The organism is Streptomyces sp. NPDC031497, assembly GCF_055580905.1.
Genome location: NZ_JBVIKO010000038.1, coordinates 35,363 through 59,302 on the forward strand (window position 1 = coordinate 35,363; position 23,940 = coordinate 59,302).

23 protein-coding genes are annotated in these 23,940 nt (G+C 70.3%); 6 read left to right on the forward strand and 17 right to left on the reverse strand.

Annotated features, from left to right (window positions below):
• Positions 1-44 precede the first annotated feature (44 nt).
• From ACZ5K7_RS44355 to ACZ5K7_RS44370, 4 genes are all read right to left on the reverse strand, one after another.
• Positions 45-1,340 (reverse strand): MFS transporter, encoded by a 1,296-nt coding sequence (locus tag ACZ5K7_RS44355; RefSeq protein WP_468923478.1) that lies wholly within the window; start codon positions 1,338-1,340, stop codon positions 45-47.
• A 50-nt stretch (positions 1,341-1,390) separates the two neighbouring features.
• Positions 1,391-2,608 (reverse strand): JmjC domain-containing protein, encoded by a 1,218-nt coding sequence (locus ACZ5K7_RS44360; protein ID WP_468923481.1) that lies wholly within the window; start codon positions 2,606-2,608, stop codon positions 1,391-1,393.
• Positions 2,609-2,687: 79 nt separating this feature from the next.
• Positions 2,688-3,791 carry a SagB/ThcOx family dehydrogenase gene (locus tag ACZ5K7_RS44365; RefSeq protein WP_468923484.1) on the reverse strand — a complete coding sequence of 368 codons (1,104 nt, stop codon included), beginning with the start codon at positions 3,789-3,791 and terminating at the stop codon, positions 2,688-2,690.
• 138 nt (positions 3,792-3,929) lie between these two features.
• Positions 3,930-4,232, reverse strand: a complete 303-nt coding sequence (locus tag ACZ5K7_RS44370; RefSeq protein WP_468923487.1) for a hypothetical protein — start codon at positions 4,230-4,232, stop codon at positions 3,930-3,932.
• Positions 4,233-4,949: 717 nt separating this feature from the next.
• On the opposite strand from ACZ5K7_RS44370, the gene ACZ5K7_RS44375 reads away from it, so the two are divergent.
• Both ACZ5K7_RS44375 and ACZ5K7_RS44380 read left to right on the forward strand, forming a co-directional pair.
• The gene (locus ACZ5K7_RS44375; RefSeq protein ID WP_468923490.1) at positions 4,950-7,637 is read left to right on the forward strand and encodes an MGH1-like glycoside hydrolase domain-containing protein; all 2,688 of its coding nucleotides are present in this window, start codon (positions 4,950-4,952) and stop codon (positions 7,635-7,637) included.
• Complete coding sequence (locus tag ACZ5K7_RS44380) at positions 7,634-9,085, forward strand: alpha-amylase (protein ID WP_468923493.1); 1,452 nt, start codon at positions 7,634-7,636, stop codon at positions 9,083-9,085. Before ACZ5K7_RS44375 ends, ACZ5K7_RS44380 begins: the two co-directional genes overlap by 4 nt.
• A 26-nt stretch (positions 9,086-9,111) precedes the next feature.
• On the opposite strand, the gene ACZ5K7_RS44385 is transcribed toward ACZ5K7_RS44380, so the two are convergent.
• Genes ACZ5K7_RS44385 through ACZ5K7_RS44395 form a run of 3 tightly spaced genes read right to left on the reverse strand, consistent with a single transcriptional unit; the run spans position 9,112 to position 10,119 of the window.
• Positions 9,112-9,438: a DUF1048 domain-containing protein gene (locus tag ACZ5K7_RS44385; protein WP_351713120.1), complete on the reverse strand. Its 327-nt coding sequence runs from the start codon at positions 9,436-9,438 to the stop codon at positions 9,112-9,114.
• 1 nt (position 9,439) lies between these two features.
• Entirely contained in the window at positions 9,440-9,796 is a 357-nt protein-coding gene (locus tag ACZ5K7_RS44390; protein WP_468923496.1) for a DUF1048 domain-containing protein, read from the reverse strand.
• Positions 9,793-10,119, reverse strand: coding sequence for a PadR family transcriptional regulator (locus ACZ5K7_RS44395; RefSeq protein WP_468923571.1), 327 nt, complete (start codon positions 10,117-10,119; stop codon positions 9,793-9,795). The genes ACZ5K7_RS44390 and ACZ5K7_RS44395 overlap by 4 nt, the downstream gene beginning before the upstream one ends.
• A 185-nt stretch (positions 10,120-10,304) precedes the next feature.
• Here ACZ5K7_RS44395 and ACZ5K7_RS44400 point away from each other — a divergent pair, with 185 nt between their 5' ends.
• Together ACZ5K7_RS44400 and ACZ5K7_RS44405 are read left to right on the forward strand one after the other, a co-directional pair.
• Entirely contained in the window at positions 10,305-11,342 is a 1,038-nt protein-coding gene (locus ACZ5K7_RS44400) for a phosphatidylinositol-specific phospholipase C domain-containing protein (protein WP_468923499.1), read from the forward strand.
• A gap of 130 nt (positions 11,343-11,472) precedes the next feature.
• A complete protein-coding gene (locus ACZ5K7_RS44405; RefSeq protein ID WP_468923502.1) occupies positions 11,473-12,033 on the forward strand; it encodes a glycoside hydrolase family 25 protein in 561 nt (186 codons plus the stop codon).
• A gap of 564 nt (positions 12,034-12,597) precedes the next feature.
• Here ACZ5K7_RS44405 and ACZ5K7_RS44410 read toward each other — a convergent pair.
• Together ACZ5K7_RS44410 and ACZ5K7_RS44415 are read right to left on the reverse strand one after the other, a co-directional pair.
• Positions 12,598-13,296 (reverse strand): NADPH-dependent F420 reductase, encoded by a 699-nt coding sequence (locus ACZ5K7_RS44410; protein WP_450973614.1) that lies wholly within the window; start codon positions 13,294-13,296, stop codon positions 12,598-12,600.
• 81 nt (positions 13,297-13,377) lie between these two features.
• Positions 13,378-14,379, reverse strand: coding sequence for a zinc-dependent alcohol dehydrogenase family protein (locus ACZ5K7_RS44415; protein ID WP_351713110.1), 1,002 nt, complete (start codon positions 14,377-14,379; stop codon positions 13,378-13,380).
• A 101-nt stretch (positions 14,380-14,480) separates the two neighbouring features.
• Here ACZ5K7_RS44415 and ACZ5K7_RS44420 point away from each other — a divergent pair, with 101 nt between their 5' ends.
• Positions 14,481-15,449, forward strand: a complete 969-nt coding sequence (locus ACZ5K7_RS44420) for an AraC family transcriptional regulator (protein ID WP_468923505.1) — start codon at positions 14,481-14,483, stop codon at positions 15,447-15,449.
• A gap of 149 nt (positions 15,450-15,598) precedes the next feature.
• Here ACZ5K7_RS44420 and ACZ5K7_RS44425 read toward each other — a convergent pair whose 3' ends face one another.
• Both ACZ5K7_RS44425 and ACZ5K7_RS44430 read right to left on the reverse strand, forming a co-directional pair.
• Positions 15,599-15,811 carry an EF-hand domain-containing protein gene (locus ACZ5K7_RS44425; RefSeq protein ID WP_351713106.1) on the reverse strand — a complete coding sequence of 71 codons (213 nt, stop codon included), beginning with the start codon at positions 15,809-15,811 and terminating at the stop codon, positions 15,599-15,601.
• Between the two features lie 59 nt (positions 15,812-15,870).
• Positions 15,871-16,782 (reverse strand): helix-turn-helix domain-containing protein, encoded by a 912-nt coding sequence (locus tag ACZ5K7_RS44430; protein WP_468923509.1) that lies wholly within the window; start codon positions 16,780-16,782, stop codon positions 15,871-15,873.
• Positions 16,783-16,835: 53 nt separating this feature from the next.
• On the opposite strand from ACZ5K7_RS44430, the gene ACZ5K7_RS44435 reads away from it, so the two are divergent.
• Positions 16,836-17,468, forward strand: a complete 633-nt coding sequence (locus ACZ5K7_RS44435; protein WP_351713102.1) for a GNAT family N-acetyltransferase — start codon at positions 16,836-16,838, stop codon at positions 17,466-17,468.
• Positions 17,469-17,523: 55 nt separating this feature from the next.
• Here the strand turns inward: ACZ5K7_RS44435 and ACZ5K7_RS44440 are convergent, their stop codons facing one another.
• From ACZ5K7_RS44440 to ACZ5K7_RS44465, 6 genes are all read right to left on the reverse strand, one after another.
• Positions 17,524-18,717, reverse strand: a complete 1,194-nt coding sequence (locus ACZ5K7_RS44440) for a YncE family protein (protein ID WP_468923513.1) — start codon at positions 18,715-18,717, stop codon at positions 17,524-17,526.
• A complete protein-coding gene (locus tag ACZ5K7_RS44445) occupies positions 18,717-19,508 on the reverse strand; it encodes a polysaccharide deacetylase family protein (RefSeq protein ID WP_468923516.1) in 792 nt (263 codons plus the stop codon). The genes ACZ5K7_RS44440 and ACZ5K7_RS44445 overlap by 1 nt, the downstream gene beginning before the upstream one ends.
• Before the next feature lie 63 nt (positions 19,509-19,571).
• Positions 19,572-20,075, reverse strand: a complete 504-nt coding sequence (locus ACZ5K7_RS44450) for an ATP-binding protein (RefSeq protein ID WP_351713096.1) — start codon at positions 20,073-20,075, stop codon at positions 19,572-19,574.
• 290 nt (positions 20,076-20,365) lie between these two features.
• Positions 20,366-21,133, reverse strand: a complete 768-nt coding sequence (locus ACZ5K7_RS44455) for an enoyl-CoA hydratase/isomerase family protein (protein WP_351713094.1) — start codon at positions 21,131-21,133, stop codon at positions 20,366-20,368.
• 47 nt (positions 21,134-21,180) lie between these two features.
• Complete coding sequence (locus ACZ5K7_RS44460; RefSeq protein WP_450973613.1) at positions 21,181-22,410, reverse strand: L,D-transpeptidase; 1,230 nt, start codon at positions 22,408-22,410, stop codon at positions 21,181-21,183.
• Between the two features lie 178 nt (positions 22,411-22,588).
• Complete coding sequence (locus tag ACZ5K7_RS44465; RefSeq protein ID WP_351713090.1) at positions 22,589-23,782, reverse strand: L,D-transpeptidase; 1,194 nt, start codon at positions 23,780-23,782, stop codon at positions 22,589-22,591.
• Between the last annotated feature and the right edge of the window lie 158 nt (positions 23,783-23,940).

Genomic DNA, 23,940 nt, shown 5'->3' on the forward strand with positions numbered 1-23,940 from the left:
GCAACGCGTTGGGACCGAGCCGCCGCGCCTTGGAGGGCGTGGTGTCACAGGGGCTTCGCGACGGTTCTCCCGGCGGGTTCCCCGGCGGATCCCCGCACGTTCTCGAAGCGTGCGACGCCGGGCACGACCAGACACAGCAGGCTGGAGGCGGCGACGACGACACCGCCGCCCACCAGCGTGCTCGTCGTGCCGACCAGTGCCGACACGGGGCCGACCAGTGCGTATCCGACGGGAAGCAGTGCGTAGGCACCCAGTTGGTCCAGCGCGAAGACCTTGCCGAGCAGCTCGTTGGGGAAGGCCCGCTGCAGTGCGGACAGCCAGTAGATGAAGTACAGCTCCACCACGAAGCCCCCTATGGCGAAGCAGAGCATCACGCCGAGCAGCGAGAACGGCCGGGCGAGGCTCCACGGCAGCAGGGCGTATCCGGTCAGCGCGATCATGGACACCGCTCCCCGGGCCTTCGGCCGCCAGCGTCCAGCCAGGGCGATGGCGGGCAGTGCACCCAGGCCCATGGCGGCCAGGACGTAGCCGTACGCGATGTCGCCGCCGAACTCACGGCGCGCGATCACGGGCAGCAGGGTGAGCGCGGTCGCCGAACCGGCGAACAGGTGCAGACAGACCGTGCCCATGACGACCATCACCCAGGGGCGGCGGCGAATCGCCCGCAGCCCCTCGGCGGCCTCCCCGAGCACCGGTGAACGGTGGCCTGTCGCCCGTTCGGCCTCCGGCAGCCGCAGTACGGCCGCAGCGCCGAGCGCGAACACCGCGCTGGTGAGCAGCAGCGCCGGCCGTACGCCGATCAGGGACACCGCGGCGGCTCCGGCCAACGCCCCCAGCACAGCCGAGCCACGCTGCACCGCGGACACCACGGCGTTGCCCCGCTCCAGCAGTTCGTCGGGGAGCAGGGTCGGCATGAGCGAGCGGTAGGCCGGTCTTGACAGCGCCTCTCCCGCTCCGACGAGAGCCGTGATCAGCGGCAGCAGGCTCAGGGGCAGCCGGGTGAGCAGCAGCGCCGTGGCCAGCAGCACTCCCGCCCGGAAGCAGTCGGCGCCGATCAGGACACGGGTGCGCCGTACCCGGTCGGCGATGATGCCGCCGATGAGCAGACAGACGACGAGGGCGACCGCTCGGCCGGCCAGCACGAAGCCGACATCCGCCGCGCTGCCTCCCCGGTGGAGGATGTAGAGGCTGAGTGCCACGGGGAGCAGCTGGTCGCCGATGGCTCCGCCGGCCTGGCTCGCCCACAGCCGCAGGAAGCGCGGATGATTCCGTAACTTCCTCCCGGTGGACCTGCCGGGATCCTCGTCCAGGCCGTCCGGGAGCGGGATGTCATGAGTCATGGATGGCCTTCTGTTTTCAGTTCTCCGCCGGGTGGGACCGGCGTATGTCTTCAGGCGTCGGCGCCGAGGTGGCGGACGGCAGGTGTCAGCAGGCCCACGTCGACCAGGGCGGTGGTCACCTTGCGCGCGTTCTCCTCTCCGAGCACGGCGACGAGTCGGGAGGTGTCGAGTACGGGATCGCGCCGCAGCCCGTCGAGCAACGGTCCGACCGCCACCGGAAGCCGTACCCGGCGGTTGCCCACCGCGAGCATCAGCCCGGAGTCCTCCGGCGTGGTGCGGAAGTACGCGCCGCCGCGGAGCCGGTGTTCACCCGTCCCGTCACCGGGAGTGGGCAGGACGGGCAGGGGGTCGGGGGTCTGCTCACGGAACGCGGCTTTGCGGACCTCCCACAGAATCTCGTCGGGGGAGACGGCGTCGGCCAGCGCGGACAGCCGCTCGGCGGCGCGCCGAAGCGTGTCACGTGCCAGCCGGGGATCGCCTTCGAGCGCGGCCGAGTCGACGCCCTCGCGCAGCCAGTCGTCGTCGACCGCGCGGCGCACCAGCTGCGAGAGCAGGTCGTGGTGGGTGGTCCGGGTGATGGCGACGGTGAGATGGATGGACAGGTTGTCGCGTGTCATCGGGGAGTGCAGGGTGCCGCGGGTCAGGTACAGGCTGTCGCCGGCGTGCAGGATCAGGTCGTCGAGGGGCCGGCCGGCGGCGCGCAGCTCTTCCCGGCGCCGCTCCGGGACGTCGAACCAGGCGTGCGCGGGCAGCGGGTCGCGGATGGGCGGCGTGCGCAGTACCCACCGCTTGTCGCCCACGATCTGCAGGACGATGACGTCCTGCACGTCGAAATGGAGGTTCACACCCTGCGACCCGGGCGGGGTGACGAAGGCGTTGACCTTGACCGGGTGCCCCAGTTCGGCGGCGAGTTCGTGGGCGAAGCGCCGTATCGGAGGGTGGAACCGGTGCAGCGACCGGACAATCAGGGTCTGTCCGGCGGCGAGTGCGGAGCGGATGCCGTCCGTGTGGGGAAAAGGCGCGGTGTCGGGAGCGTCGCCTGATTCGTCGACGCACCCCTTGCGGATGTCCTTCTCGACCCCGTCGCGCACCAGCCGGAGCGAGGAGGTGCGCAGACCGCCGGAGAGCAGGTCCTCCAGTATCGCGGGGGAGAACAGGTCGGTGAAGTCCTCGGCCAGTTGGCTCGCGGCGGTGAACAGATGCCGTTGGCCGAAGACCGAGCTGTGGAACTCGTCGGGAGAGATCGCGACGCAGCGCTTCAGCGCCAAGGCATCCTCCTGTCAGGTCGTGCGGGCATACCCGCGGTTCGATCGCCGTCGCAGGTCAGCTGGTCAGCTGGTCAGCTGGTCAGCTGGTCACCGAGAGCGACGGATAGGCGAAGTCGGACGGGACCAGGCGGCTGCCGCCGTCCGGAACGCCCGCGGCCAGCAGGTAGACGGCGAACTCCTCATCGGGGTCCAGACCGAGGAAGTCCTCGACCCCGCTGTCCACGAAAGCGACCGTCTGGAACGGGCCGAGCCCGAGGGCTGTGGCCGCCAGCGCGAAGGTCTGACCGTAGTGGCCGGCGTCGTACATCCACAGACGGTAGGCGCGTGGGTGCCGGTACTTCCACGCCAGACGGTTTGCCACGGCCGTGGTGAAGACGGTGAAGGCCCCGTTGTAGGAGGCCTCTTGGTGATACGTCAGATCGGCGACGCGTTCCCGGGCGGCGTCGGTGCCCAGCAACTCCAGGACGTGGCGTGCGGCCGAGTAGTGGTACAGGCCGGGCGGCAGCCCGGTGACGTTGTACGCCACCACATACGCTTCCACCTCGTGACGACCGCCCGCGGAGGCGCTCACCCTGCACTGCTGTGTTCCGAACACACCGCCGTCGATGAAGCGGTGCGGTGCGAAGCTGTGGAACAGGAGAGTGCTCAGCTGGTCCAGCGTGACCGGGGCTGCCGTGAACCGGCGGTGGGTGCGGCGGTTGGCGAAGACCTCGTCGACAGGCGTGTTCAGGGGCAGCATCCGACGGGGCAGTGGCACGAAGGGACGGTCCGGGTACTCCTTGAACGCCTCCGGCGCACCGCCCTCGGCCACGATCTCCTCGGCGACGTCGGCCCGTTCGGGCGAATCCGCCAGATAGTCGGCGTCCCGCGCCTCGACGTGGAATCGCCGGGCCATCACGCCCCACCGTTCCCAGAGAGCCGGGGTGTCGTCGGCGCCCTCGTCGAGAGACACCAGAATGCCCAGCCGCATCAGGGCGGTGACAGCATCACGGATCTTCGACTCGTGCTCCTTTCCGAACGCGGTCACCAGTTCGTCCATTTCGATCCCGGCACCCGCCCTGTCCACGACTCTCAGCAGGTCCGGCGACAGCTTGGCCCACTGCCGACGACCCGGAAGGCCGAGTTCCAAGCCGTCGGAAAGCCAGCGGCAGACCAGCTGCTCTCGGCGGCGGACTTTCGTCATGGATTCCCTCTCCAGGCGGCGGCTGCGAAAGGGCGATACCGTCGTGGGAGCACGGCCGCCCTCAGGACGATGCCCGGCTGCGATGCACTGCTCGCATCGCAGCCGGGCATCTTCGTTCTCAACCCGGTTGTGCAACTATCAGCGGGACGGGTGGTGCAGCAGCACCTGGCCGTCCTCGATGATCTCGATGTCGAGCTCCATTTGTGTCACCCCCATTCCCTCCTTCTGGTCCCGCGGGCGAATCGCCGACGGGGCCGCAGATCGTGTCGAAACCTCGGGGAGTATTGCACGGAAGTTTTCGACGCGATCTCCGGTTGCGGGAGAGACATTACGTCCCTCGGAATGCGTCATCAAGGTGGTGCGACCGGTCTGGCGCAAAAGCACTGTCCCAGAGCCGGGGATTCGGTGAAACACCAGGTAGGAGGGTGGCTCCCGGCGCATCGAAGCAATGGTGTCACAGCCGAAAAAGGTTGCAGACGTTTCCCGAACGGGCGTTGAGCGAACCTCGACAGGGGGGCGCTAGGATGTGCGCGAATTTTCCTCCGGGTGAGTAATTCTCTTTCTCCTTCAGCCGTTTCCGCCATTCAGACGGCCGGCCCCCCGTTATGTTTTCCGCGGTCCTGCAAGAGGGCTGCCGGCCTCCGGCGTGATCGTCACCGCCAGGGTCGGGCTCCCGCTGACCCACGCCAGCACCGCGGCCACCGCGAGGACCAGCGCCGGCCCCAAGTCACAGGAACGATGATCCAGTACGGCCTGCCGGATGGCCTGCCGCTCGACCGCATCGAGCACCTGGTGCTCGCCGACCCGACGCCCGCGCGGCTGGGCCACGAGCGCCTCGCGCCCGCCTGCCGGCCACTTCGCCCAGCGCTTGCACGTCATCGAGTGCTGAGGGCACGGGGACGGCCGGCCCCACGAACCCCTTCCTCCGCCGGATGTGTCAACGTGCGTACCCGCATTGGGTGTCGGAGGCAGTCGATCGACCCAAGGACCGCGCCGCGGCCGCCCGTACGCTGGCGGGCGTCCGCGGTGGGCGCACTGGGGAGGCTTGTCCGAGGGGGACCGCGGGCGGCTCCGGCGGTTGCGGTCTCGCAGGGTCATTGCGGCGGAGTCCGGGACACCGGAGTCTGAGTGCAGGTGTCGCGTGGGAAGGTGCGGGCGATGACGGAGAACGAGGGCGGGGCGGACGCCGAACGGCTGCGGCTGGCGGAGGCCGACGCGGGTCGGGCCGCGTGGCGGCGCTGGGGGCCGTATCTCAGTGAACGGCAGTGGGGGACCGTCCGGGAGGACTACAGCCCCGGGGGTGACGCCTGGTCGTACTTCACCCATGACCAGGCCCGTTCCCGTGCGTACCGGTGGGGCGAGGACGGCATCGCGGGCGTCAGCGACGACAAGCAGCGGCTGTGCTTCGCGCTCGCCCTGTGGAACGGCCGCGACCCGATCCTCAAGGAGCGGATGTTCGGCCTGACCAACGCCGAGGGCAACCACGGCGAGGACGTCAAGGAGTACTACTTCCACCTGGACTCGACGCCCACCCACTCGTACATGAAGTACCTCTACAAGTACCCGCAGGGCGCCTATCCGTACGAGGACCTGGTGGCCGTCAACCAGGCCCGCGGGCGCCACGATCCCGAGTACGAGCTCCTCGACACCGGCGTCTTCGACGAGAACCGCTACTTCGACGTGGTCGTCGAGTACGCCAAGGCCGGACCCGAGGACCTGCTCGTCGAGATCACCGCGCACAACCGCGGCCCCGACGAGGCCGTGCTGCACCTGCTGCCCACGCTGTGGTTCCGGCACACCTGGTCATGGGCCGGCGGCACGGCCGTACCGAGCCTGCGGGGGGTCCCGGGCGCGATCCGCGCCGACCACGAGGAACTCGGCACCCGGTGGCTGTGCTTCACAGGTGACGGGCAGACCCTGTTCACCGAGAACGACACCGACAACGAGCGGATCTTCGGCAGCCCGAACGCCGGCCCGTACGTCAAGGACGGCATCGGCCGGTACGTCGTCCAGGGCGAGACCGGTGCCGTCAACCCGGCGCAGACGGGTACGAAGGCCTCCGTGCTCCATGTCCTCACCGTGCCGGCCGGTGACAGGGCGACCGTCCGGCTGCGGCTGAGCGACACCCGGCCGGACGACCCGTGGGCGGAGTTCGGGGCGGTCATGGAGGCACGGCGGGCGGAGGCGGACGTCTTCTTCGAGGGCGTCGTCCCGGACGGTCTCGGCGAGGACGAGCGCCGGGTGGTGCGGCAGGCGCTCGCGGGGATGCTGTGGAGCAAGCAGTACTACCACCTCGACGTCGAGCGCTGGCTCGCCGAACACGGCGTCGATCCGCTGGCCGCCGACCCACGCGTCCGCAACAGCGCCTGGTTCCACATGGTCAACGACGAGATCATGTCGATGCCGGACACCTGGGAGTACCCGTGGTTCGCGGCCTGGGACCTCGCCTTCCACACCATCGCCCTGTCCATGGTCGACATCGGCTTCGCCAAGTCGCAGCTGGAGCTGCTGCTGCGCCGTCTGTATCTCCATCCCAACGGCCAGATCCCGGCCTACGAATGGAATTTCGGCGACGTCAATCCGCCGGTGCACGCATGGGCCGTGCTCTTCGTCTACGAGCTGGAGAAGCACCGCACGGGCCACGGCGACCGCGTCTTCCTGGAGAGCGCCTTCCAGAAGCTGACGAAGAACTTCACCTGGTGGCTCAACCGCAAGGACGTCGACGGCAACAACGTCTTCCAAGGAGGTTTCCTCGGCCTGGACAACATCGGGGTCTTCGACCGCAGTGCCCCGCTGCCCACCGGCGGCCATCTCGACCAGGCCGACGGCACCGCGTGGATGGCCCTGTACTGCCAGAACCTCCTGGAGATCGCCGTCGAACTCGCCGAGGACAACCCCGTCTACGTGGAGCAGGCGCAGACCCTGTTCGAGCACTTCGCGTGGATCACGGTCGCCATGAACCGCATCGGCGACGCCAACCAGAGTCTGTGGGACGAGGAGGACGGCTTCTTCTACGACGTCCTGCGGCTGCCCGACGGCACCGCGACCCGGCTGAAGGTGCGCTCCCTGGTAGGCCTGATCCCGCTCGCCGCGACCAGTGTCATCGGCGGCTGGGCGGACCGCCGTTTTCCCGAACTCGCCGAAGAAGCAGCGGAGTTCGTGCGCCGGCATCCAGCGGTCGAGGCACTCGTGTCGTCCCGTCATGTGCCCGGGGCCGACGCGGCCGGGCGGCATCTGTTCGCCCTGTTCGACGAGGACCGGCTGCGCCGCGTGCTGGCCCGGATGCTCGACGAGGAGGAGTTCCTGAGTCCGCACGGCATCCGCTCGCTGTCCCGCCACCACGCCGCGCATCCGTACACCTTCGAGGTGCACGGGGAGACGTACGGCGTCGGCTACCTGCCCGCCGAGTCCGACTCGGGCATGTTCGGTGGCAACTCCAACTGGCGCGGACCCGTGTGGTTCCCGATCAACATCCTTCTCGTCCGCGCCCTGCTGAACCTGCACGCCTACCACGGCGACGACTTCACCGTGGAATGCCCCACCGGCTCCGGTCGGAGGATGAACCTCTACGAGGTGGCACGGGAGATCTCCGGCCGGCTAACCGGCGCCTTCCTGCGCGATGCCGAAGGCCGCCGCCCGGTGCACGGCGACCGCAAGGAATTCGCCGCCGACCCCGACTGGCGCGACCTCGTCCTGTTCTACGAGTACCTCCACGGGGACACCGGCGCGGGTCTCGGCGCCTCTCACCAGACCGGCTGGACCGGCCTCGTCGCCGTCACCGCCACCCTCTTCCGTCTCGTCGGTGCCGGCGACTGGGGCGCCCTGCGCGAGGAGCCGCTGTCATGACCGTCGTCCACGAGATCAACACCCTGGTCTGGCTGGGTGAGCTGAGCGTGCGGCACGGGCGCCGGGTCACGCTCGGCGACGTTCCCGGTGAGGCGTGGGACGAGGCCGCGCGACCGGGTGTCGACACCGTCTGGCTGATGGGTGTGTGGGAGCGCAGCCCGGCGGGGCTGGGCATCGCCCTGCGCGACGAGAAGCTGCTCGCCTCGTTCCGCGAGGCGCTGCCGGACCTCACCCGGGCGGACATCGCCGGATCCCCCTACTGCGTGCGGAACTACGTCGTCGACGCGGGCCTCGGCGGCCCCGAAGGACTGGCCGCGGCACGGGCCGAACTCGCCGCGCGGGGCGTACGCCTGATCCTGGACTACGTCCCCAACCATGTGGCACCCGATCACCCCTGGCTCAGCGAACGGCCCGGCTGTCTGGTCCGGGGCACACCGGACGACCTGGCCCGCGCGCCCGAGGCCTATCTGGAGGCCGGCGGGCAGGTGTACGCCCGGGGCCGGGACCCGTACTTCGCGCCGTGGCCGGACGTGGTCCAGCTGAACGCGTTCAGCGAGGAGCTGCGGGCGGCGGCGGTGGACACCCTGGTGGCCATCGGCGACCAGGCGGACGGGGTGCGCTGCGACATGGCGATGCTCCTCATGAACGACGTGTTCGCCAAGACCTGGGGGGACCGGGCGGGCCCGGTGCCGGCGGAGGACTTCTGGCCGTACGTGATCCCCCGGGTGCGGGCGAGCCACCCCGGTCTCCTGTTCGTCGCGGAGGCGTACTGGGACCTCGAATGGCCCCTCCAGCAGCAGGGGTTCGACCACTGCTACGACAAGCGGCTCTACGACCGGCTGGTCCACGAGGACGCCGGATCCGTCCGCGCCCACCTCGGTGCCGACATCGCCTACCAGCGCAGGCTCCTCCGCTTCCTGGAGAACCACGACGAGCCCCGGGCCGCCGCCGTCCTGCCCGTCGAGCGGGAACGCGCGGCGGCCGTGGCCGTCGCCACGCTGCCGGGCGCGACGCTGTGGCACGAGGGCCAGTTCGAAGGACGGCGGGTACGGCTGCCTGTGTTCCTCTCACGCCGCCCGCAGGAACCGGCCGACGCGTCCCTGCGTGACTTCCACGACCGCCTGCTCGCCGCCGTGGCCCCGGTCCGCGAGGGTGACTGGCAGCTGCTGACCTGTACGGGGTGGCCGGACAACGACACCCACGGCAATCTGCTCGCCTGGTCCTGGAGCACCGGCCAGGACCGGTACCTCGTCGTGATCAACTACTCCGACCGGCCCGCCCAGGGACGGGTTCCGCTGCCCTGGCCGGACCTTCGCGGGCGGTCGTGCGAACTCACCGGGCTGCTCGACGAGAGCAGCTACGAACGGGACGGTGACGAACTGGCCGACCAGGGTCTGTTCGTCGCGCTCGACGCCTGGCACTGGCATCTGGTCTCACTGGGCCGGTAGCCGTGTGATCCCTCTGCCGGTCGGTCCTACTGCTCTGCCGTGCCGGGTTGCCCGCTGATGGACTCCTGATAGATCTCCGCGTAGGTGCGCGAGTCCTTGACCAGGTCGTCGCAGAAGGCGGCGACGTCGTCGCCGATGAGTTCCAGGACTCCCTGGCCGGACGCGACGCCCTCTTCGAAGAAGTCGACGATCCCCGGGAGCAGGGTCCCGTCGAACAAGCCGACCGGTCCGATCTTGAAGAAGTACTTCTGCATCTCCTTGTAGACGATCTGGTAGTCCGGCGGGAGCGCCTTGACCCGCGCCATGTGCGCCCGCCACTGCTTCTTGCCCTCGATGATGTCCTGGATGCCCACGTCAGCCTCCCAGCCGGCCCAGTTTCCTTGCGACGTTGCGGTTCAACTGCTCGCGCCACCGGTCGTGATAGCCGCGAGCCCCCTCTCCGCCGGCCAGTGCCGCGCAGAAACCCGCGACGTCGTCGCCCAGCACCTCGTGAACGCTCTGCCCGTCCGCCGCGGTTTCTTCGAGCAGCCCGAGGGCACTGTCGAGGATCGGCATCAGGTTGCGAGCCGTGAAGTCCCCGTAGGGGAAGAGGTGGGCCTTGATCTGTTCCCACGCCGCCCGGTGGTCGGGCGGCAGAGCCCCGGCCCGGGCTTCGAACGCCTTCCATTCCCTGGTGAGGTCGCTGCCGGTGATGGTCTCCCAGAAGTTCATCGCCCGCCCTCCTTGAGCGTGTCGATCCGTGACGAGAGGTACTCCCATTTCACCCAGAACTTCCCGAGCTCTTCGCGCCCCGCGGCGTTGAGCGCGTAGAACTTGCGCGGCGGCCCCATCCCGGACGGCCGTTTCGTCACCTGGACGAGCCCGTTCTTCTCCAGCCGCAGCAAGATGGTGTAGACCGTCCCCTCGATGACGTCGGAGAAGCCGAGTTCATTCAGCCGGCGCGTGATGGCGTATCCGTAGGTCTCCTCCCTGCCGACGATTTCGAGCACGCAGCCCTCGAGCGTGCCCTTCAGCATCTCCGTCAGGTCGTCCACCACGGACCCCTCTTCGACTCCGCCGGTACTACGTAGTACCGAGTACCAGTACACGGTATCACCGAGTAGCTCGGCTAGCAGCACCGAGGACACCGGCCCATCCGTGTTCCCCCTGGGGCTACCGCGCAGTAACCCCCTGCTTCTACGCTTCCGCCAACTCACCATCAAACCGAGGGAGTTGGGTCATGCGGGTTCTCAGACGGCTGGCGGCGGTCGTCGCCGCCGGGGCGCTGTTCCTGGTGGTGCCCGGCACCGCGCACGCGGACACGGGTGCGACGAAGTTCTCCGGAACCACCGCCATCGGTACGCACAACGCGTACGAGAAGGACAAGTACACCTACTGGGCGCAGGCGTTGGACTCCGGGGCCTCGCTGCTGGAGCTGGACGTGTACGCGGACAGCCTCACCAAGCGGTGGCGGGTCAGCCACAGCAACCCGCTCGGCAACGACAACAACTGCGAATACGCCGACACACCCGCCGAGTTGTACAGCCAGAACCGGAACCAGGACCTGGGCAGCTGCCTCGACAACATGGCCGCCTGGGAGCAGCTGCACCCGGACCACGCGCCCGTCGTCGTCAAAGTCGAGCTGAAGGTCGGGTTCAACAACAACGTGGGCCTCGGCCCCGACGAATTCGACACGCTCGTCTCGCAGAAGCTCGGCAGCAGCGTGTACAAGCCCGCCGACCTGCTCGGTTCGTCGTACTCCACGCTCGACGCGGCCGCGAAGGCGAACGCCTGGCCGACCCGGGACGCGCTCAAGGGCAAGTTCATCTTCGAGCTGATCCCGGGCACGGTGGAACAGGCCAACCCGTTCGACCACTACTGGACGGACGAGGAGTACGGCGACCATCTCCGGGACCTGTACGCCGCCGGGCAGATCTCCGCGGCCCAGGCCTTCCCGGCCGTGCTGGGCGCCGCGAACGGGGACCCGCGCACCAGCCGCTACGACGCCGGTATCCGGCCCTGGTTCGTGTTCTTCGACGGTGACGCCGCGACCTACGTCAACAACGGCTACGACACGTCGTTCTACTCCACGAACCACTACATCCTGATCATGACGGACGCCTACAACGTCTCACCGGCGATCTCCTCGACCAGCCCGACGGACGCCGAGGTCGCGGCGCGGCTCGCGCTGCTCGCCGCCGACCACGCCAGCATCATCACCTCGGACTGGTCGCCCAAGTCGGCGGCCGTGCTCGGCGAGGTGGCCGCCCGGAGCTGACAAATCGCGCGCCCACGCGGATCGCCGGTGCCGATCCGGGGAATACGGAATGCACACTTGCATTTCCTGCCCCCCACTCCTGTCTCCCCGCTCTCCCCCTCCCCCATCGGCACCCAGGGAGTCCCCCCACATGCTGCACGGAATCGACGTGAGCGCGTACCAGTCCTCCGCCTACGACACGGACGGCCTCTCCTTCGTCTTCATCAAGGCGACGGAGGGGCGTTCGTACGTCAACCCCAAGCTCGCCGCCCAGACCAAGACGGGTCGCGACGCCGGACTGGTCGTCGGCTACTACCACTTCCTCTGGCCGGGCAACATCACCGCCCAGGCCGAGTACTTCGTCAAGCACGCCCCCGAGAAGGCGGGCGAGATCCTCGCCGTCGACTGGGAGACCACCGGCGACGGCACCCACGCGAGCAACGCCGAGAAGGATCGTTTCATCCGATCAGTGCAGGAACTGCGGCCCAGCCACCGGGTGGTGCTCTACACCAACCGCAACTTCTGGCTGAACGTCGACACCACCTCGTTCGCCGGCGACGGACTCTGGATCGCCGACTACGTCAGCGCCGGCCACCCGCGCATCAAGGCCAAGTGGCGTTTCCACCAGTACACCAGCGACCCGCACGACAAGAACGTGGCGGACTTCGCCAGCAAGGCGGCCCTCACCTCCTGGGCGAAGAAGGGGGATTGAGCCCGCGCCTCGCCTCCCGGCGCGCGGTGAGGCGCGTCCGCGAGCCGTCGAGATCCCGGGGCCGGACAGTGACGGTACGTCAGGGGCCGGCGGTGCGCGCCCCGGACCGGGTGAATGACCAGGCGTTCGAGGCGTGAGCCCGCACGGCCCGTGTCCGCCGACGGGTGAGCCCCGGAGCCCGTCGTCCGACACGGCACGGGCGGCGGGACCGGGCTCCCCGGATCGGTCCCGCCGCCGGCCGTCCCCGTGGCCCCGCCCGTGCCGGAAGCGTCCCCCGGTCTCGCTCTCGCACGTGACGGTTCCCCCGAGCCCACGGGGAGTCCGGTTGGCACCGGGCGGCCGGTCACAGCGCCCCGGCCGCCGGGCGCGACCTGCCGTGTCCTGGATAGAACCTGCCGACGCCCGCGTCTACGCCATATGGCGCACAGCGCGCCGCTCCCGGTCCGGGTGCACAGCGCCGCCGGTACGCCAGGGGAGGACGGGGCGCCACGCCACCGGCGAGCCCGCCGGGCAGAGCGACGGAACCGCCCTGCCCGCGGAGACCCCCGGGGCCGTCCCGCCGCTCTATCCCCGGAAGCCCTCCGGCCGCTCCGGAGACGCCGTCGCCAGGGCCTTGCGTACGCCCTCGACGCCGTCCCGCAGGCCGTACACCGGGGTGCCCGGCTGCTGGCGCCAGGAGTCGTCGATGCCGCCGTTGTCGACCGTGTCGAAGCCGAGTTCGTCGATCAGGGCGCGGACGACCCGCTTGGCCGCCTCGTCGTCGCCGGAGACCGGGACGGCCTGCCGGCCGGGGTCGCCGGCGGGGCGGTGACGGTCCAGGATGTCCTGGGCGAAGGTGCCGTTGAAGGCCTTGACCACGGGGTGCCCGATCTGCCGCTCGGTCCAGCGGCTCTCCGTGAGGCCCCGGTCCTCGATGTCGTCGATACGGCCGTCCCGCTCCCGCGGGTAGTAGTTGCCGGTGTCGATCACCGCGACGTTCGCCGCCGCGTGGTCCAGCAGGCCCGCCGGCAGGTTCGGGACCGCCTTCACCGGGACCGTGACGACCACGACCTCGGCGCCGCGCGCGGCCTCCTCGGCCGGTACGGCCGTCGCTCCCGTCTCCTCGGCCAGTTCGCGGAGCGTCTCGGGGCCGCGCGAGTTCGCCACGGACACGTCGTGGCCGAGGGCGGTGAGCCGCCGGGTGAGGTTGCCGCCGATGTTGCCCGCGCCGATGATGCCGATCTTCATGACACGCCCTTCGAGAGTCGATGCACCTGCGTACACACACTGCTGCGGGACATCAACCGCGGGCGTGCCTGCCCTGTTCCGACGCTGCGCCGACCGGGTGAGCGCCGGCTCCGGCCCTCAGAGCCGTACGACGATCTTGCCCAGGTGAGCGTTGGACTCCATCAGGCGGTGCGCGTCCCCGATACGGTCCAGGCCGTCCAGTACCTCGCCGACGACCGGGCGGAAGCCGCCGTCGGCCAGGCCGGCGTTGAGGAAGGCGGTGGAGCGGCGACGGCCCTCCGGGGTGGAGGTGAGGGTCTGGTTGGCGTACGTGTGGATGGTGAAGGGCCAGTTCCAGGGGATCTCGGCGGGCCGCCGGTCCAGCCAGCCGTAGACCACCATGGAGCCGCCCGGCGCCAGTCCCTCCGCCAGCGGGCGGAAGCCGGGCCCGCCGATCGCGTCGAACATCACCTCCGCTCCTCTGCCGCCGGTGAGCCGCCTGACCTCCTCGGCAACGGCCTCCGCCGTCGACTCCGCCGTGACGATCACCTCGGCCGCGCCCAGTTCCAGCAGCCGCTTCCGCTTGGCCTCGGTGCGGGTGGTGGCGATCGGAGTCGCGCCGATGCGGCGGGCGACCTGGATCGCGGCGGTGCCGACCCCGCTGGACGCCCCGGTGATCAGTACGTGGTCGCCGGGCCGCAGCCCCCCGGTCTCCAGCAGTCCGCCGTACGCCGTCGTGTACGTCAGCCAGGCCGCGGCGCCGGTGACCGGGTCCACGGTGGCGGGGCGCGGTACGACCGAGGCCGCGGGCAGCACCACCCGTTCCGCGTAGACGCCCTGCGCGCTCATCTCGATGCCGGGACCGGTCGTCACCGGGTCGCCGACGGCGAGTTCGGTGACGCCCTCGCCGACCGCTTCGACGACCCCGGAGGCCTCGTAACCGAGCCGGGAGGCGGGCAGGGACGGCTGGTAGTAGTAAGTCCCCGCCCGGAACAGGGCCTCCGCGCGGTTGAGGCCCAACGCCTCGACGCGTACGGCGACCTGACCGGGGCCGGGGTCCGGGACGGGTACGTCCTCGACGGTCAGGACGTCGGGTCCGCCGAGTTCGTGGAAGAGCACGGTACGTGCGGTGTCTGTCATGTGATCGACGCTAGGCGGCACCCACGAGACGATCCATGTCCTGCTGACTCGCTTTCCTGTCTGTCCGTCTCGTCCGGCGTCCGTACGGCTACCGTTCGGGCATGGACGTACTGAGCGACGCGGTCGCCGCGATGCGCACCGGACGGCCGCACTCCTCCCGCCGGGACAAGCACGCGCCCTGGGGGATGCGGTTCGCGGCCTCGGAGGGCGCCGGGTTCCATGTGGTGCTGCGCGGGTCGGCCTGGCTCCTCCCGGTGACGGGCCGGCCGGTGGCGGTGGGACCGGGGGACGTGGTGTTCCTGGCCCACGGCCACGGGCACGCGCTGGCCAGCGGACCGGACGCCCCGCTGGAGGACGTGCGGCCCGGCCCGGACGGCCGCTGGCCCGAACCACCGCGCCCGGCCCGGGAGTCGGAACCGGACACGGTCCTGCTCTGCGGTGCCTACCGGCTGGACCGCTCCCGCTCCCACCGGCTGCTGTCAGAACTGCCGGAGGTGGTCCACCTGCCCGCCCAGGTGGGCACCCACCGCTCGCTGCGGGCCGCGGTGGAACTGCTCGGTATGGAACTGGAGGACCGGCAGCCGGGCGCGGACGCGATCGTCACCTCGCTGCTCGACACCCTGCTGCTCTACATCCTGCGGGCCTGGTGGCAGCGGGAGCGGGGCGCCGGCCAGGACCGGGGCTGGTCCGCCGCGCTGGCCGACCCGGCGGTCTCGGCGGCGCTGCGCGCCATCCACGGCGAGCCGGCGCGCCCCTGGACGGTCGCGGAGCTGGGCGCGCGGGGCGGCCTCTCCCGCGCGGCCTTCGCGCGCCGCTTCACCTCTCTGGTGGGTGAACCGCCGTCGGCCTATCTGACCTGGTGGCGGATGACCACGGCGGGCCGCCTGCTGCGCGAGGACACTCTCCCGCTCCGGCAGGTGGCCGAACGCACCGGCTACACCTCGGAGTTCGCCTTCGCCAAGGCCTTCAAACGGGAGTACGGCGTGGCACCGGGCCAGTACCGCAGGTCCGCCGGCCAACCCGCGAACGGATCCACCGCATCCGCCGACTCCACGCGGCCCACCGGCTAGCCCTCGACGGATCCGTCAGCCCCGACCGCGGCGTCAGGGTCCGGCGGCCACCGGGCCGTCCGCGTCGAGTCCCCCAGCGTGAGGAACGGCCCCCGGGCATGAGAGAGGGGGCCCGGGTTCCGGGCCCCCGCACTCTTCGCTCCTGGCGGCTACTTGCTCAGGTGCGCCCAGAACTCGTCGAACGACAGAACCTTGTCGCCGTTCAGGTCGCGGCTGTTGATGATCGCCTGGGCGACCGTCTCGGTGACGTTCCAGTCGCCGCCCTGCGCGAGGGCGCTCTTGAACTCGACGGCGGTGATGAAACCGTCACCGTCCGCATCGATCCGCTGGAAGTGAATGCGCGCTTCTTCGATGTCCGCCACCGATCCGCCCCTTTTGTCCGTAATGCCTGTGCCGTGTCGGCGTACTGTCGCAGGTCAGATTAACGGTCCACGCGAGCCCGCAGAGCCGCGGCCGCCCAGGCGAACTCCTCCGCGTAGACGGTGAGGGGCTGTCCCTTCAGCACACAGAGCAGTTCGCGGTACCGGGCGAGCCGGTAGTCGAAGGCGGTGTCCAGCCGTTTCAGCACGGCGGCCGGGTCGGCGTCGCCCAACAGCCCGCGCAGCACCTCGTCGGCCTCCGGCGTCTCGGGCGCGACGCCCCGCCGACGTGCCTCGCCCACCAGGTCGATGAGCCGTTTCATGAACCACAGGGAGGTCCCGGCGGGCACATCGGGCCCCCGGTCGGCCGCGTTGAACTCGGTCGCCCTGCGCATCTGGGCCCGGAAGTCCGGGTCCTGGACCATCTCGGCCAGCTCCACCCACGCGTCGACCTGCTCGGGCGTCGGGTCCTCCGGCAGCTCCGCCACGGTGGCGAGCATCCGCTTGCGGATCTCGGGATCGACGGTGTCGAGCCCGTGCAGCGTCTCCTCGACGAACTCCTCGAGGATCCGCCGTCGCTCGGCCGCCGACAGCCGTGCCAGTTTGTTCATCAGGGTCGTCTCCTCCGCACTCGAACCGCGTCGCGCCACCGTCGACAGCACCGCCCGGGTCACCTTCAGCGACCGGATCTGCGCGTCCAGCGCCGCCACGTGCGCCGCCGCGACCTCCGCCACGGTCTGCTCGCCGGAGAGCACCGCACGCACATGTGCCAGGCCGAGGCCCAGTTCGCGCAGGGTGCGGATCAGCTCCAGCCGGGCGAAGGACTCGGCGCCGTACAGCCGGTAGCCGCCCGCCGAGCGGCCCACCGGCGTGAGCACGCCCTCGTCGGACCAGTAGCGGATGGTGCGGACGGTCAGCCCGGTGGCGCGCGCCAGCTCGCCGATGGTGAAAAGTCCGGTGCTGTTGTCGATCATGTCTGCGAGTGTGGGCCTTCCAGTGGGTGGAGACTCAAGGAGCGGGCACGGCCATGGAGACCTTGCGGGACATTCTCGACGCGGCGGCCCACGGTGTCTTCCCGCCGCCCGACGGCGGTACGACCGTCGTCCCGCAGCCGTCCGCCCGGGACGCGGGGGTGCTCTCCTTCACCGCGCACTCGGTCGTCTTCACCGACGAGGACCCGCAGTGGGTGTACGACACCCTGCGCGCGACCCCCTGCGATCCGCTGTGCGCGACCGTGAACGCGCGTTTCCTGGTCTCCCTGATGGACCGCACGGGCCGCGAGCAGGAGACCGTCGACGCGCTGCTGGTCGCCGACCCGCTCCCGGGCCGGCCGGACCTCCCGCTGACCGAGCTCACCGGCCCCGACCACTCCCGGGTCGCCTACGCCCGCGCCCGCCGTGACGAGGTGCGCGCCTGGGCGGCGGAGGGCGGGGTGGTCGTCCTGGGGCGGGGGGTCGCGGGACGCCTGGAGGTCTCGGTGGAGGTGGACGAGGGGGTACGGCGGCGGGGGCTGGGCCGGGCCCTGGTGACCGCCGCCCGGCAGCTGGCCGAGGAGCCCCTGTGGGCGCAGGTCGCCCCGGGGAACGCCCGCAGCGTACGGGCGTTTCTGGCGGCCGGTTACCTGCCGGTCGGCGCCGAGGCACTGCTGCTCAGGGCGTGACCCCGGGCGGCCCCGGGCGGTCGGCGGTCAGCGGTCAGCGGTCAGCGGTCAGCGGTCAGCGGAAGATGCCGGTGTGGCCGAGGGAGTAGCGGCCCGGCTGCGGATAGACGGCGAGGCCGTGCGGGCCGCTGCCGACGTGGATGCGGGCCAGTTCGCCGCCCGTGCGGGTGTCGATGGCGTACACCTCGGAGTTGTATCGGCCGGACAGCCACAGGACCTTGCCGTCCGCCGACACTCCGCCCATGTCCGGGCTGCCGCCGCCCGGCAGCCGCCACTTCTTCGTCAGCCGGTTCTGGGCGAAGTCGAAGACGGAGATGGTGCCCTCGCCCCGGTTGGAGACGTACATCTCGCGGGAGTCCCGGCTGACGTACAGCCCGTGGGCGCCCTTTCCGGTGGCCAGGAAGGCGGGCCGGGTGAAGCGGTCGCCGTCCAGGATCCACAGCCCGTCGGCCATCATGTCGGCGATGTAGAACAGCTTGCCGTCGGGCGAGACCTTGACGTCCTGCGGCATGGCACCGTGGAACGGCAGCTTCTCCTGCCGGAGCACCTCCATCTTCTCGGTGTCCACCTTGAGCACCTCCCCGCTGAACTCGCAGGAGACGATGAAGTACCGGCCGTCCAGGGAGAAGTCGGCGTGGTTGACGCCGTAGCAGGTGACCGGCACGGCCTTGACGGTCCGCATGGTGTGCGCGTCACGGAAGACCAGCTGGCGGTCGTTGGAGGCCATCACGATCGCGTACCTGCCGTTGGGCGTGAAGTACAGGTTGTACGGGTCGTGCACGGCGACCGGCTGTCCGGCCCGGCCGGTCCGCGGGTCGATGGGGGTGAGGCTGTTGCCCAGGTCGTTGTTGACCCACAGGGTCTTCAGGTCCCAGGACGGCACGACGTGCTGGGGCTGGCGGCCGACCCGGATGGTCTCCGTCACCCGGTAGGTCTTCGGGTCGATGACGGAGACCGTGTCGGAGTTGGTGTTGGGGACGTAGATCCGGGACGGGTAGCCCTTGACGACGGGCGAGAGGTTGCCGGGGCGGTCGGCGGCGTACACGTCGGCCGGGTCGAGGACCGGGGGCATGCCCGGCAGCACGTCGACGACCGGCTCCGCCTTCTTCGCCTGCGGGTGCACGGGAGCGGTGCTGCGGGCGGCCGGTGTCTCGGGGGCCCCGGATCCGCCGTCGCACGCGGACAGCAGCGCCAGGGCGGCGAGGACGGCGCCGACGACCGGCAGCCGGGCGGCTTTCGTGGTTCGCATCAGCTCAGCAGCTCCGTGGTGGTGACCGCGCGCAGTCCGCGGCGGTCGAGTTCTTGGAGTACGGCGGGGAGGGCGGCGGCCGTGTCCGGATACCCGAAGTGCATGCTCACCACCGAGCCGCCCGTGACCTCCGCGAGCACCTGGCGGGTGACGGCGTCCGCGCCGGGCCGGGTGTAGTCGAGCGAGTCGACGTCGTACGACAGCACGTGCGGGTAGCCGGCCTCGGTGGCGAGCCGGGCGACGAGCGGCGAGGCGGTGGGCGCCCTGGACGGGCGGAACCAGCTGCCGATCGAGCCGGTGAGCCGTCTGAGGCGGTCCGCGCAGTCGGTGATCTCCGCGCGGGCGCCGGCCTCGGCCATGGCGTTGACGGAGATGTGCCGCTGGGTGTGGTTGCCGAGGTCATGGCCGCCGTCGAGGATGCGGCGGGCCATGGCGGGGTACGCGTCGAGCCAGCTGCCCACGGCGAGGACCGTGAGGCGGGCGCCGTGTTTCTCGGCGGTGGTGAGGAGCCGGGTGGCGAGGGCGGGGTCGCCCTGGCCGTGGAAGGTGAGCGCGACGGAGGCGCTCGCGCGGGGCCCGTGCGCGATCTGGAGCGGCTGTCCGGGGAAGGCGCGGGGGGCGGGGGCGGCGGGCGCGGCCGAGGTGGGGGTCGATACGAGGTTGGCGACGGCGTGCGAGGGCGGTTCGTCTGTACCGGTGGTGCCGCAACCGGTGGCGAGTGTGCCTCCGGCGATGAGGCCGGCGCCTGCGCGGAGGACGTCGCGTCGGTTGGAGGTGGTCACCCGTCCCATTTAAGGGGGGTTGGGGAGGAAAATAGGTGATTGACCTGATAAGGGGCTAGTCAAGTGAGCCCCTCACCGATCGGCCACCCGCATCTCGAACCATGTCGTCTTCCCTCGCGGCAGCAAATCGACGCCCCACCGGTCCGCCAGCTTGTCCACCAGGAACAGGCCCCGCCCACTGATGTCCAGCTCCTGAACCGGCATCAGACACGGCAGCCCCCGCGAGGGATCCCGTACCTCCACCCGGATCCACCCCGGCCGGCGGCGCATCCGCAGCCCGAACACGCGGGCGCCGGTGTGTCGTACGGCGTTGCCCACGAGTTCGGAGACGAGTAAGACCGCGTCCTCCGTCATCTTGGGGCTGAGCCGCCACTGACGCAGGACGACGACCTGGGCGAGTCGGCGGGCGGTCGCCGCGGACTCGGGGCGGGACGGCAGCGGAACCTCGGCTTCCGTCGGGTTGCCGAAGAGTTCGATCGCCTTGAGCGCCCGCTCGTCCTCGACCGCAGGCGACCACCGCGCCGCGGCCGCACGGTCGTGTCCCCGCGGCTGTTCGATGCCCTCCAGCCCCGCCATGCCCCCATCATGGCCGCCCGGCGCGCCCTCCGGGGCCGTTCCGGAGGAATACGCCCCCGCGAAGCTCCCGCCCGGCACCGGTCGAACGGCATATGCCGTAGGCATTTCAGGAGTGCCGACAGCCCGCCCGACCTGCGACGACGACTCATCTCCGGGCAATCGACAGACTCCCTCGACAAGGCAGACTTAAGGGTGCTTTAAGGCTCCCATAAACCGCCCCATCGAGGGACCCCCGAATCAGACATCACGTCAATTGCAAGTGGTTCGGGGCTTTGACAACCAGGCGAAGATCACAGGAACTTCGCCTTGCCCGGCCCCTCCTCCACGAAGCTCCGCATACCGCGCTCCCGGTCCTCGGTCGCGAACAGACCGGCGAACCAGTTCCGTTCGACGGCGAGTCCCGTCTCCAGGTCGGTCTCGACGCCCGTGTCGATCGCCTCCTTGGCGGCCCGGAGCGCGATCGCGGGCCCCTGGGCGAGCCTGGCCGCCCAGGCGTGCGCCTCGGTGTAGACGTCGGCGGCGGGTACGACCCGGTCGACCAGGCCGATGGCGAGGGCTTCGTCCGCCTTGACCATACGGCCCGTGAAGATCAGGTCCTTGGCCTTGGAGGGCCCGACCAGACGGGGCAGCCGCTGCGTACCGCCGGCCCCCGGGATGAGCCCGAGCAGAATCTCCGGCTGACCGAGCTTGGCGTTGTCGCCGGCGATCCGGTAGTCGGCACAGAGGGCGAGCTCGCAACCGCCGCCGAGGGCGTACCCGGTGACGGCGGCGACGACCGGCTTGGGAATCCGGGCGACGGCGGTGAAGGAGTCCTGGAGATCACGGGAGCGCAGAATCATGGCCGCGTGGTCCATGTTCTGCATTTCCTTGATGTCGGCCCCGGCCGCGAAGACCTTCTCGCCGCCGTAGATCACGACGGCCCGAACGTCCTCGCGGCGGGTGGCCTCTTCCGCCAGTTCCTTGAGCCGGTCCTGGGTGGCGACGTCCAGGGCGTTCATCGGGGGACGCTCCAGCCGCAGCGTGCCCACGCCTTCGGAGACTTCGAGGGTTACAGTCATGCCTCGCAGGTTAGCGGGCGTTCACTGTCCCGACCGCAGCCGACGGCCTACGCGGTCCACTGCTTCCAGGACATGTTCCAGCCGTTGAAGCCGTTGTCCGGCGCGACCGTCTCGTCGTTCGAGTTCTTCACGGTCACGACGTCCCCGATGATCGAGTGGTCGAAGAACCAGGCGGCCGGCAGCCCCCGGTCGCCCCCGCCCCGGATGTCGCGCAGTCCCACGCACCCGTGGCTGGCGTTGTAGTTGCCGAAGGCGTCCCCGCCCCAGTAGTTGCCGTGGATGAACGTGCCGGACGTGGTCAGCCGCATCGCGTCCGGCACGTCCTTGATGTCGTACTCGCCGCCGTAGCCGACCGTCTCGCCGTTCATCCGGGTCACCCGCAGCTTCTCGCTGATGACCATCTGGCCGTTCCAGGTGTCGTAACCGGGCTTGCCGGTCGTGACGGAGAGGGTCTTCACGACCTTGCCGTCCTGCATGATCTTCATCGTGTGCTTCTTGGCGTCGACGACGGACACCTGGTTGCGGCCTATCGTGAACTTCACGGTCTTGGCCTGCTGGCCGTACACCCCGTCGCGGCCCTCGACGCCGTTGAGGTCGAGGGTGACGGAGACCTTCGTGCCGGACTTCCAGTAGTTCTCGGGGCGGAAGTCGAGGCGGTCGTTGCCGAACCAGTGGCCCTGGACGTCGACCGCCGGCTCGGTCTTGACGGTGATCGCCTTCTCCACGGCGGCCGGGTCGGTGATACCCCGGGTGAAACGTATGGAGAACGGCATCCCGACGCCGACCGTGGAGCCGTCCTCCGGCGTGAAGTAGCCGGTGAACGTGTTCTTCGGGGTGAGCGTGGTGAACGTGGAGTCCTCCGCCGACTCACGCCCCTCGGTGTCCTTCGCGACCGCGTGCACCGTGTACTTCGTGGAGTTGGCGAGATGGCCGGCCGGCGTCCAGCTGGCGCCGCCCGCCGCGATCGTGCCGTCGACCTTGTTGCCCTTGGAGTCCTTGACCTCCACGTCGGTCAGCTTGCCCTTGGCCGCGCTGACCTTGAGCGACCCGCTGGTGTCCACGTCGGTCGCCCCGGACTTGGGGCTGATGCTGACGGTGGCGACGGACTGCTTGCTCGCCTGCGTCGTGGAGTCCTTCGCCTTGCCGTCCCCGCTGCCCTTGTCGGCGGAGCCGCCGCCCCCGCACGCGGTGACTGCCATGAGCAGAACACCGGCCGCGACGGCCAGACCCTTCCTCCGAGCCTGGACCGCCGCCCCCGATATCGGCCGTACGTTCAAAGTCGTTCTCCCCTCCCAGGGCCTGGTCAGGCCCACCCCAGCGCGTTCCGCCCGCGCATTGGCGCATAGTAACCGGACGGTTTTGAGCTTGGTGTTGGGCGAATGTCACCGTTGCGTCGCAACTTCTGTCGCCTCGCACGGCGGCTTCCGCCCGCCCCGAACCGTTCCCCCCACCTGGTTACTTGACCGCGCCGCCCGCCTTCCACTCCTTCCAACCCATGTTCCACCCGCCGAGGCCATTGTCGGGAGTGACCGTTTTGTCGTTGCTGTGGACGACTTCGACCACGTCCCCGATCAGGGTGCGGTCGTAGAACCAGCCCGCGGGCGTGTCCGAGCTGCCGCCCTTCACATCGCGCAGGCCCACGCAGCCGTGGCTGACGTTGACGCGGCCCGGGGCGTCCGGCGCCCAGTAGTTGCCGTGCAGGAAGGTGCCGGAGTCGGTGAGTTTGAGGGCGTGCGGGACGTCGGGGATGTCGTACTCGCCGCCGAAGCCGACCGTGCGGCTGTTCATGCGGGTCACCTCGTGCATCTCCATCACCACCATCTTCCCGTTGTAGGTGGTGTGGGCGGGCGCGCCCGCGGTGATCGGGACGGTGGCGAGCAGGTCGCCGTCGCGGCGGACCTCCATCGTGTGCCGGGAGGCGTCGACGAGGGAGACCTGGCTGCGGCCGACGGTGAAGGTGAACGTCTTGTGCTGGAGGCCGTAGACCCCACGGGCCCCTTCGACGTCACGGAGTTCGAGGCCGACGGTGACGACCGTGCCGGGCTGCCAGTAGTGCTCGGGACGGAAGTCGAGACGGTTCTTGCCGAACCAGTGCGGACGGACCTCGACCGCGGGCCTGGCGGTGACCCGGACGGCGCGCTCGACGGCGGCGCGGTTGTCGATGTCGCGGCTGAAGGCGAGGGAGACGATCATCCCGGTGCCGACGGTCGCGCGGTTCTCGGGGGTGACGTACCCGATGAAGCGTTCGTCGGGGACCAGCGTCGTGAAGGTGGTGTGGCGGGCCGAGCGGCGGCCGCGGCCGTCCAGCGCGACCACGTCGACCGTGTACTTGGCGGCGAGCGCGAGTTTCGGGTCGTCGGGCCGCCAGGTCGTGCCGTCCGCGGCGATGTGCCCGGGGACCGGGGAGTCCTGGGCGTCCTGGGACTTGACGACGCTGACGGATTCCAGGCGGCCGCTGGGCACCCGCACTGTCAGCCGCTCACCCGGACGTACGGCCTTGGTGCCGTCGTCCGGGGTGATGCGGATGACGTCCTCGGGGGCCGGGGGCGCGCCTCCGAGGACGTGGTCGATGCCGAGCCCGCCGGTGTCGTCCGAGGAGCAGCCGGCGGCGCCCGCCAGCAGCCCCGCCCATGTCAGTACCGCGGCCAACGCGGCCCCCGCGCGCCGTGCGCGCCGTGCGCGCCTCTGTGGATGCCTCACGTGGGACTCAACGACCGGGCCCGCCCCGGGGAAACGTGAGTGCGACGCCGGCACTGGGCAGAACAGAGGGAAGGACGACGAGCTGGGGAGCCGCCGCGCCCGCGGGA

Bases quoted from the DNA above. Each gene is read 5' to 3' on its own strand.
- ACZ5K7_RS44440 (WP_468923513.1), bottom strand. From the start codon at position 18,717: ATGCGAACCACGAAAGCCGCCCGGCTGCCGGTCGTCGGCGCCGTCCTC.
- ACZ5K7_RS44365 (WP_468923484.1), bottom strand. From the start codon at position 3,791: ATGACGAAAGTCCGCCGCCGAGAGCAGCTGGTCTGCCGCTGGCTTTCC.
- ACZ5K7_RS44420 (WP_468923505.1), top strand. From the start codon at position 14,481: ATGGACGTACTGAGCGACGCGGTCGCCGCGATGCGCACCGGACGGCCG.
- ACZ5K7_RS44380 (WP_468923493.1), top strand. From the start codon at position 7,634: ATGACCGTCGTCCACGAGATCAACACCCTGGTCTGGCTGGGTGAGCTG.
- ACZ5K7_RS44405 (WP_468923502.1), top strand. From the start codon at position 11,473: ATGCTGCACGGAATCGACGTGAGCGCGTACCAGTCCTCCGCCTACGAC.
- ACZ5K7_RS44435 (WP_351713102.1), top strand. From the start codon at position 16,836: ATGGAGACCTTGCGGGACATTCTCGACGCGGCGGCCCACGGTGTCTTC.
- ACZ5K7_RS44390 (WP_468923496.1), bottom strand. From the start codon at position 9,796: ATGAACTTCTGGGAGACCATCACCGGCAGCGACCTCACCAGGGAATGG.
- ACZ5K7_RS44400 (WP_468923499.1), top strand. From the start codon at position 10,305: ATGCGGGTTCTCAGACGGCTGGCGGCGGTCGTCGCCGCCGGGGCGCTG.
- ACZ5K7_RS44455 (WP_351713094.1), bottom strand. From the start codon at position 21,133: ATGACTGTAACCCTCGAAGTCTCCGAAGGCGTGGGCACGCTGCGGCTG.
- ACZ5K7_RS44370 (WP_468923487.1), bottom strand. From the start codon at position 4,232: ATGCGCCGGGAGCCACCCTCCTACCTGGTGTTTCACCGAATCCCCGGC.
- ACZ5K7_RS44375 (WP_468923490.1), top strand. From the start codon at position 4,950: ATGACGGAGAACGAGGGCGGGGCGGACGCCGAACGGCTGCGGCTGGCG.
- ACZ5K7_RS44450 (WP_351713096.1), bottom strand. From the start codon at position 20,075: ATGGCGGGGCTGGAGGGCATCGAACAGCCGCGGGGACACGACCGTGCG.
- ACZ5K7_RS44415 (WP_351713110.1), bottom strand. From the start codon at position 14,379: ATGACAGACACCGCACGTACCGTGCTCTTCCACGAACTCGGCGGACCC.
- ACZ5K7_RS44445 (WP_468923516.1), bottom strand. From the start codon at position 19,508: ATGGGACGGGTGACCACCTCCAACCGACGCGACGTCCTCCGCGCAGGC.
- ACZ5K7_RS44430 (WP_468923509.1), bottom strand. From the start codon at position 16,782: ATGATCGACAACAGCACCGGACTTTTCACCATCGGCGAGCTGGCGCGC.
- ACZ5K7_RS44355 (WP_468923478.1), bottom strand. From the start codon at position 1,340: ATGACTCATGACATCCCGCTCCCGGACGGCCTGGACGAGGATCCCGGC.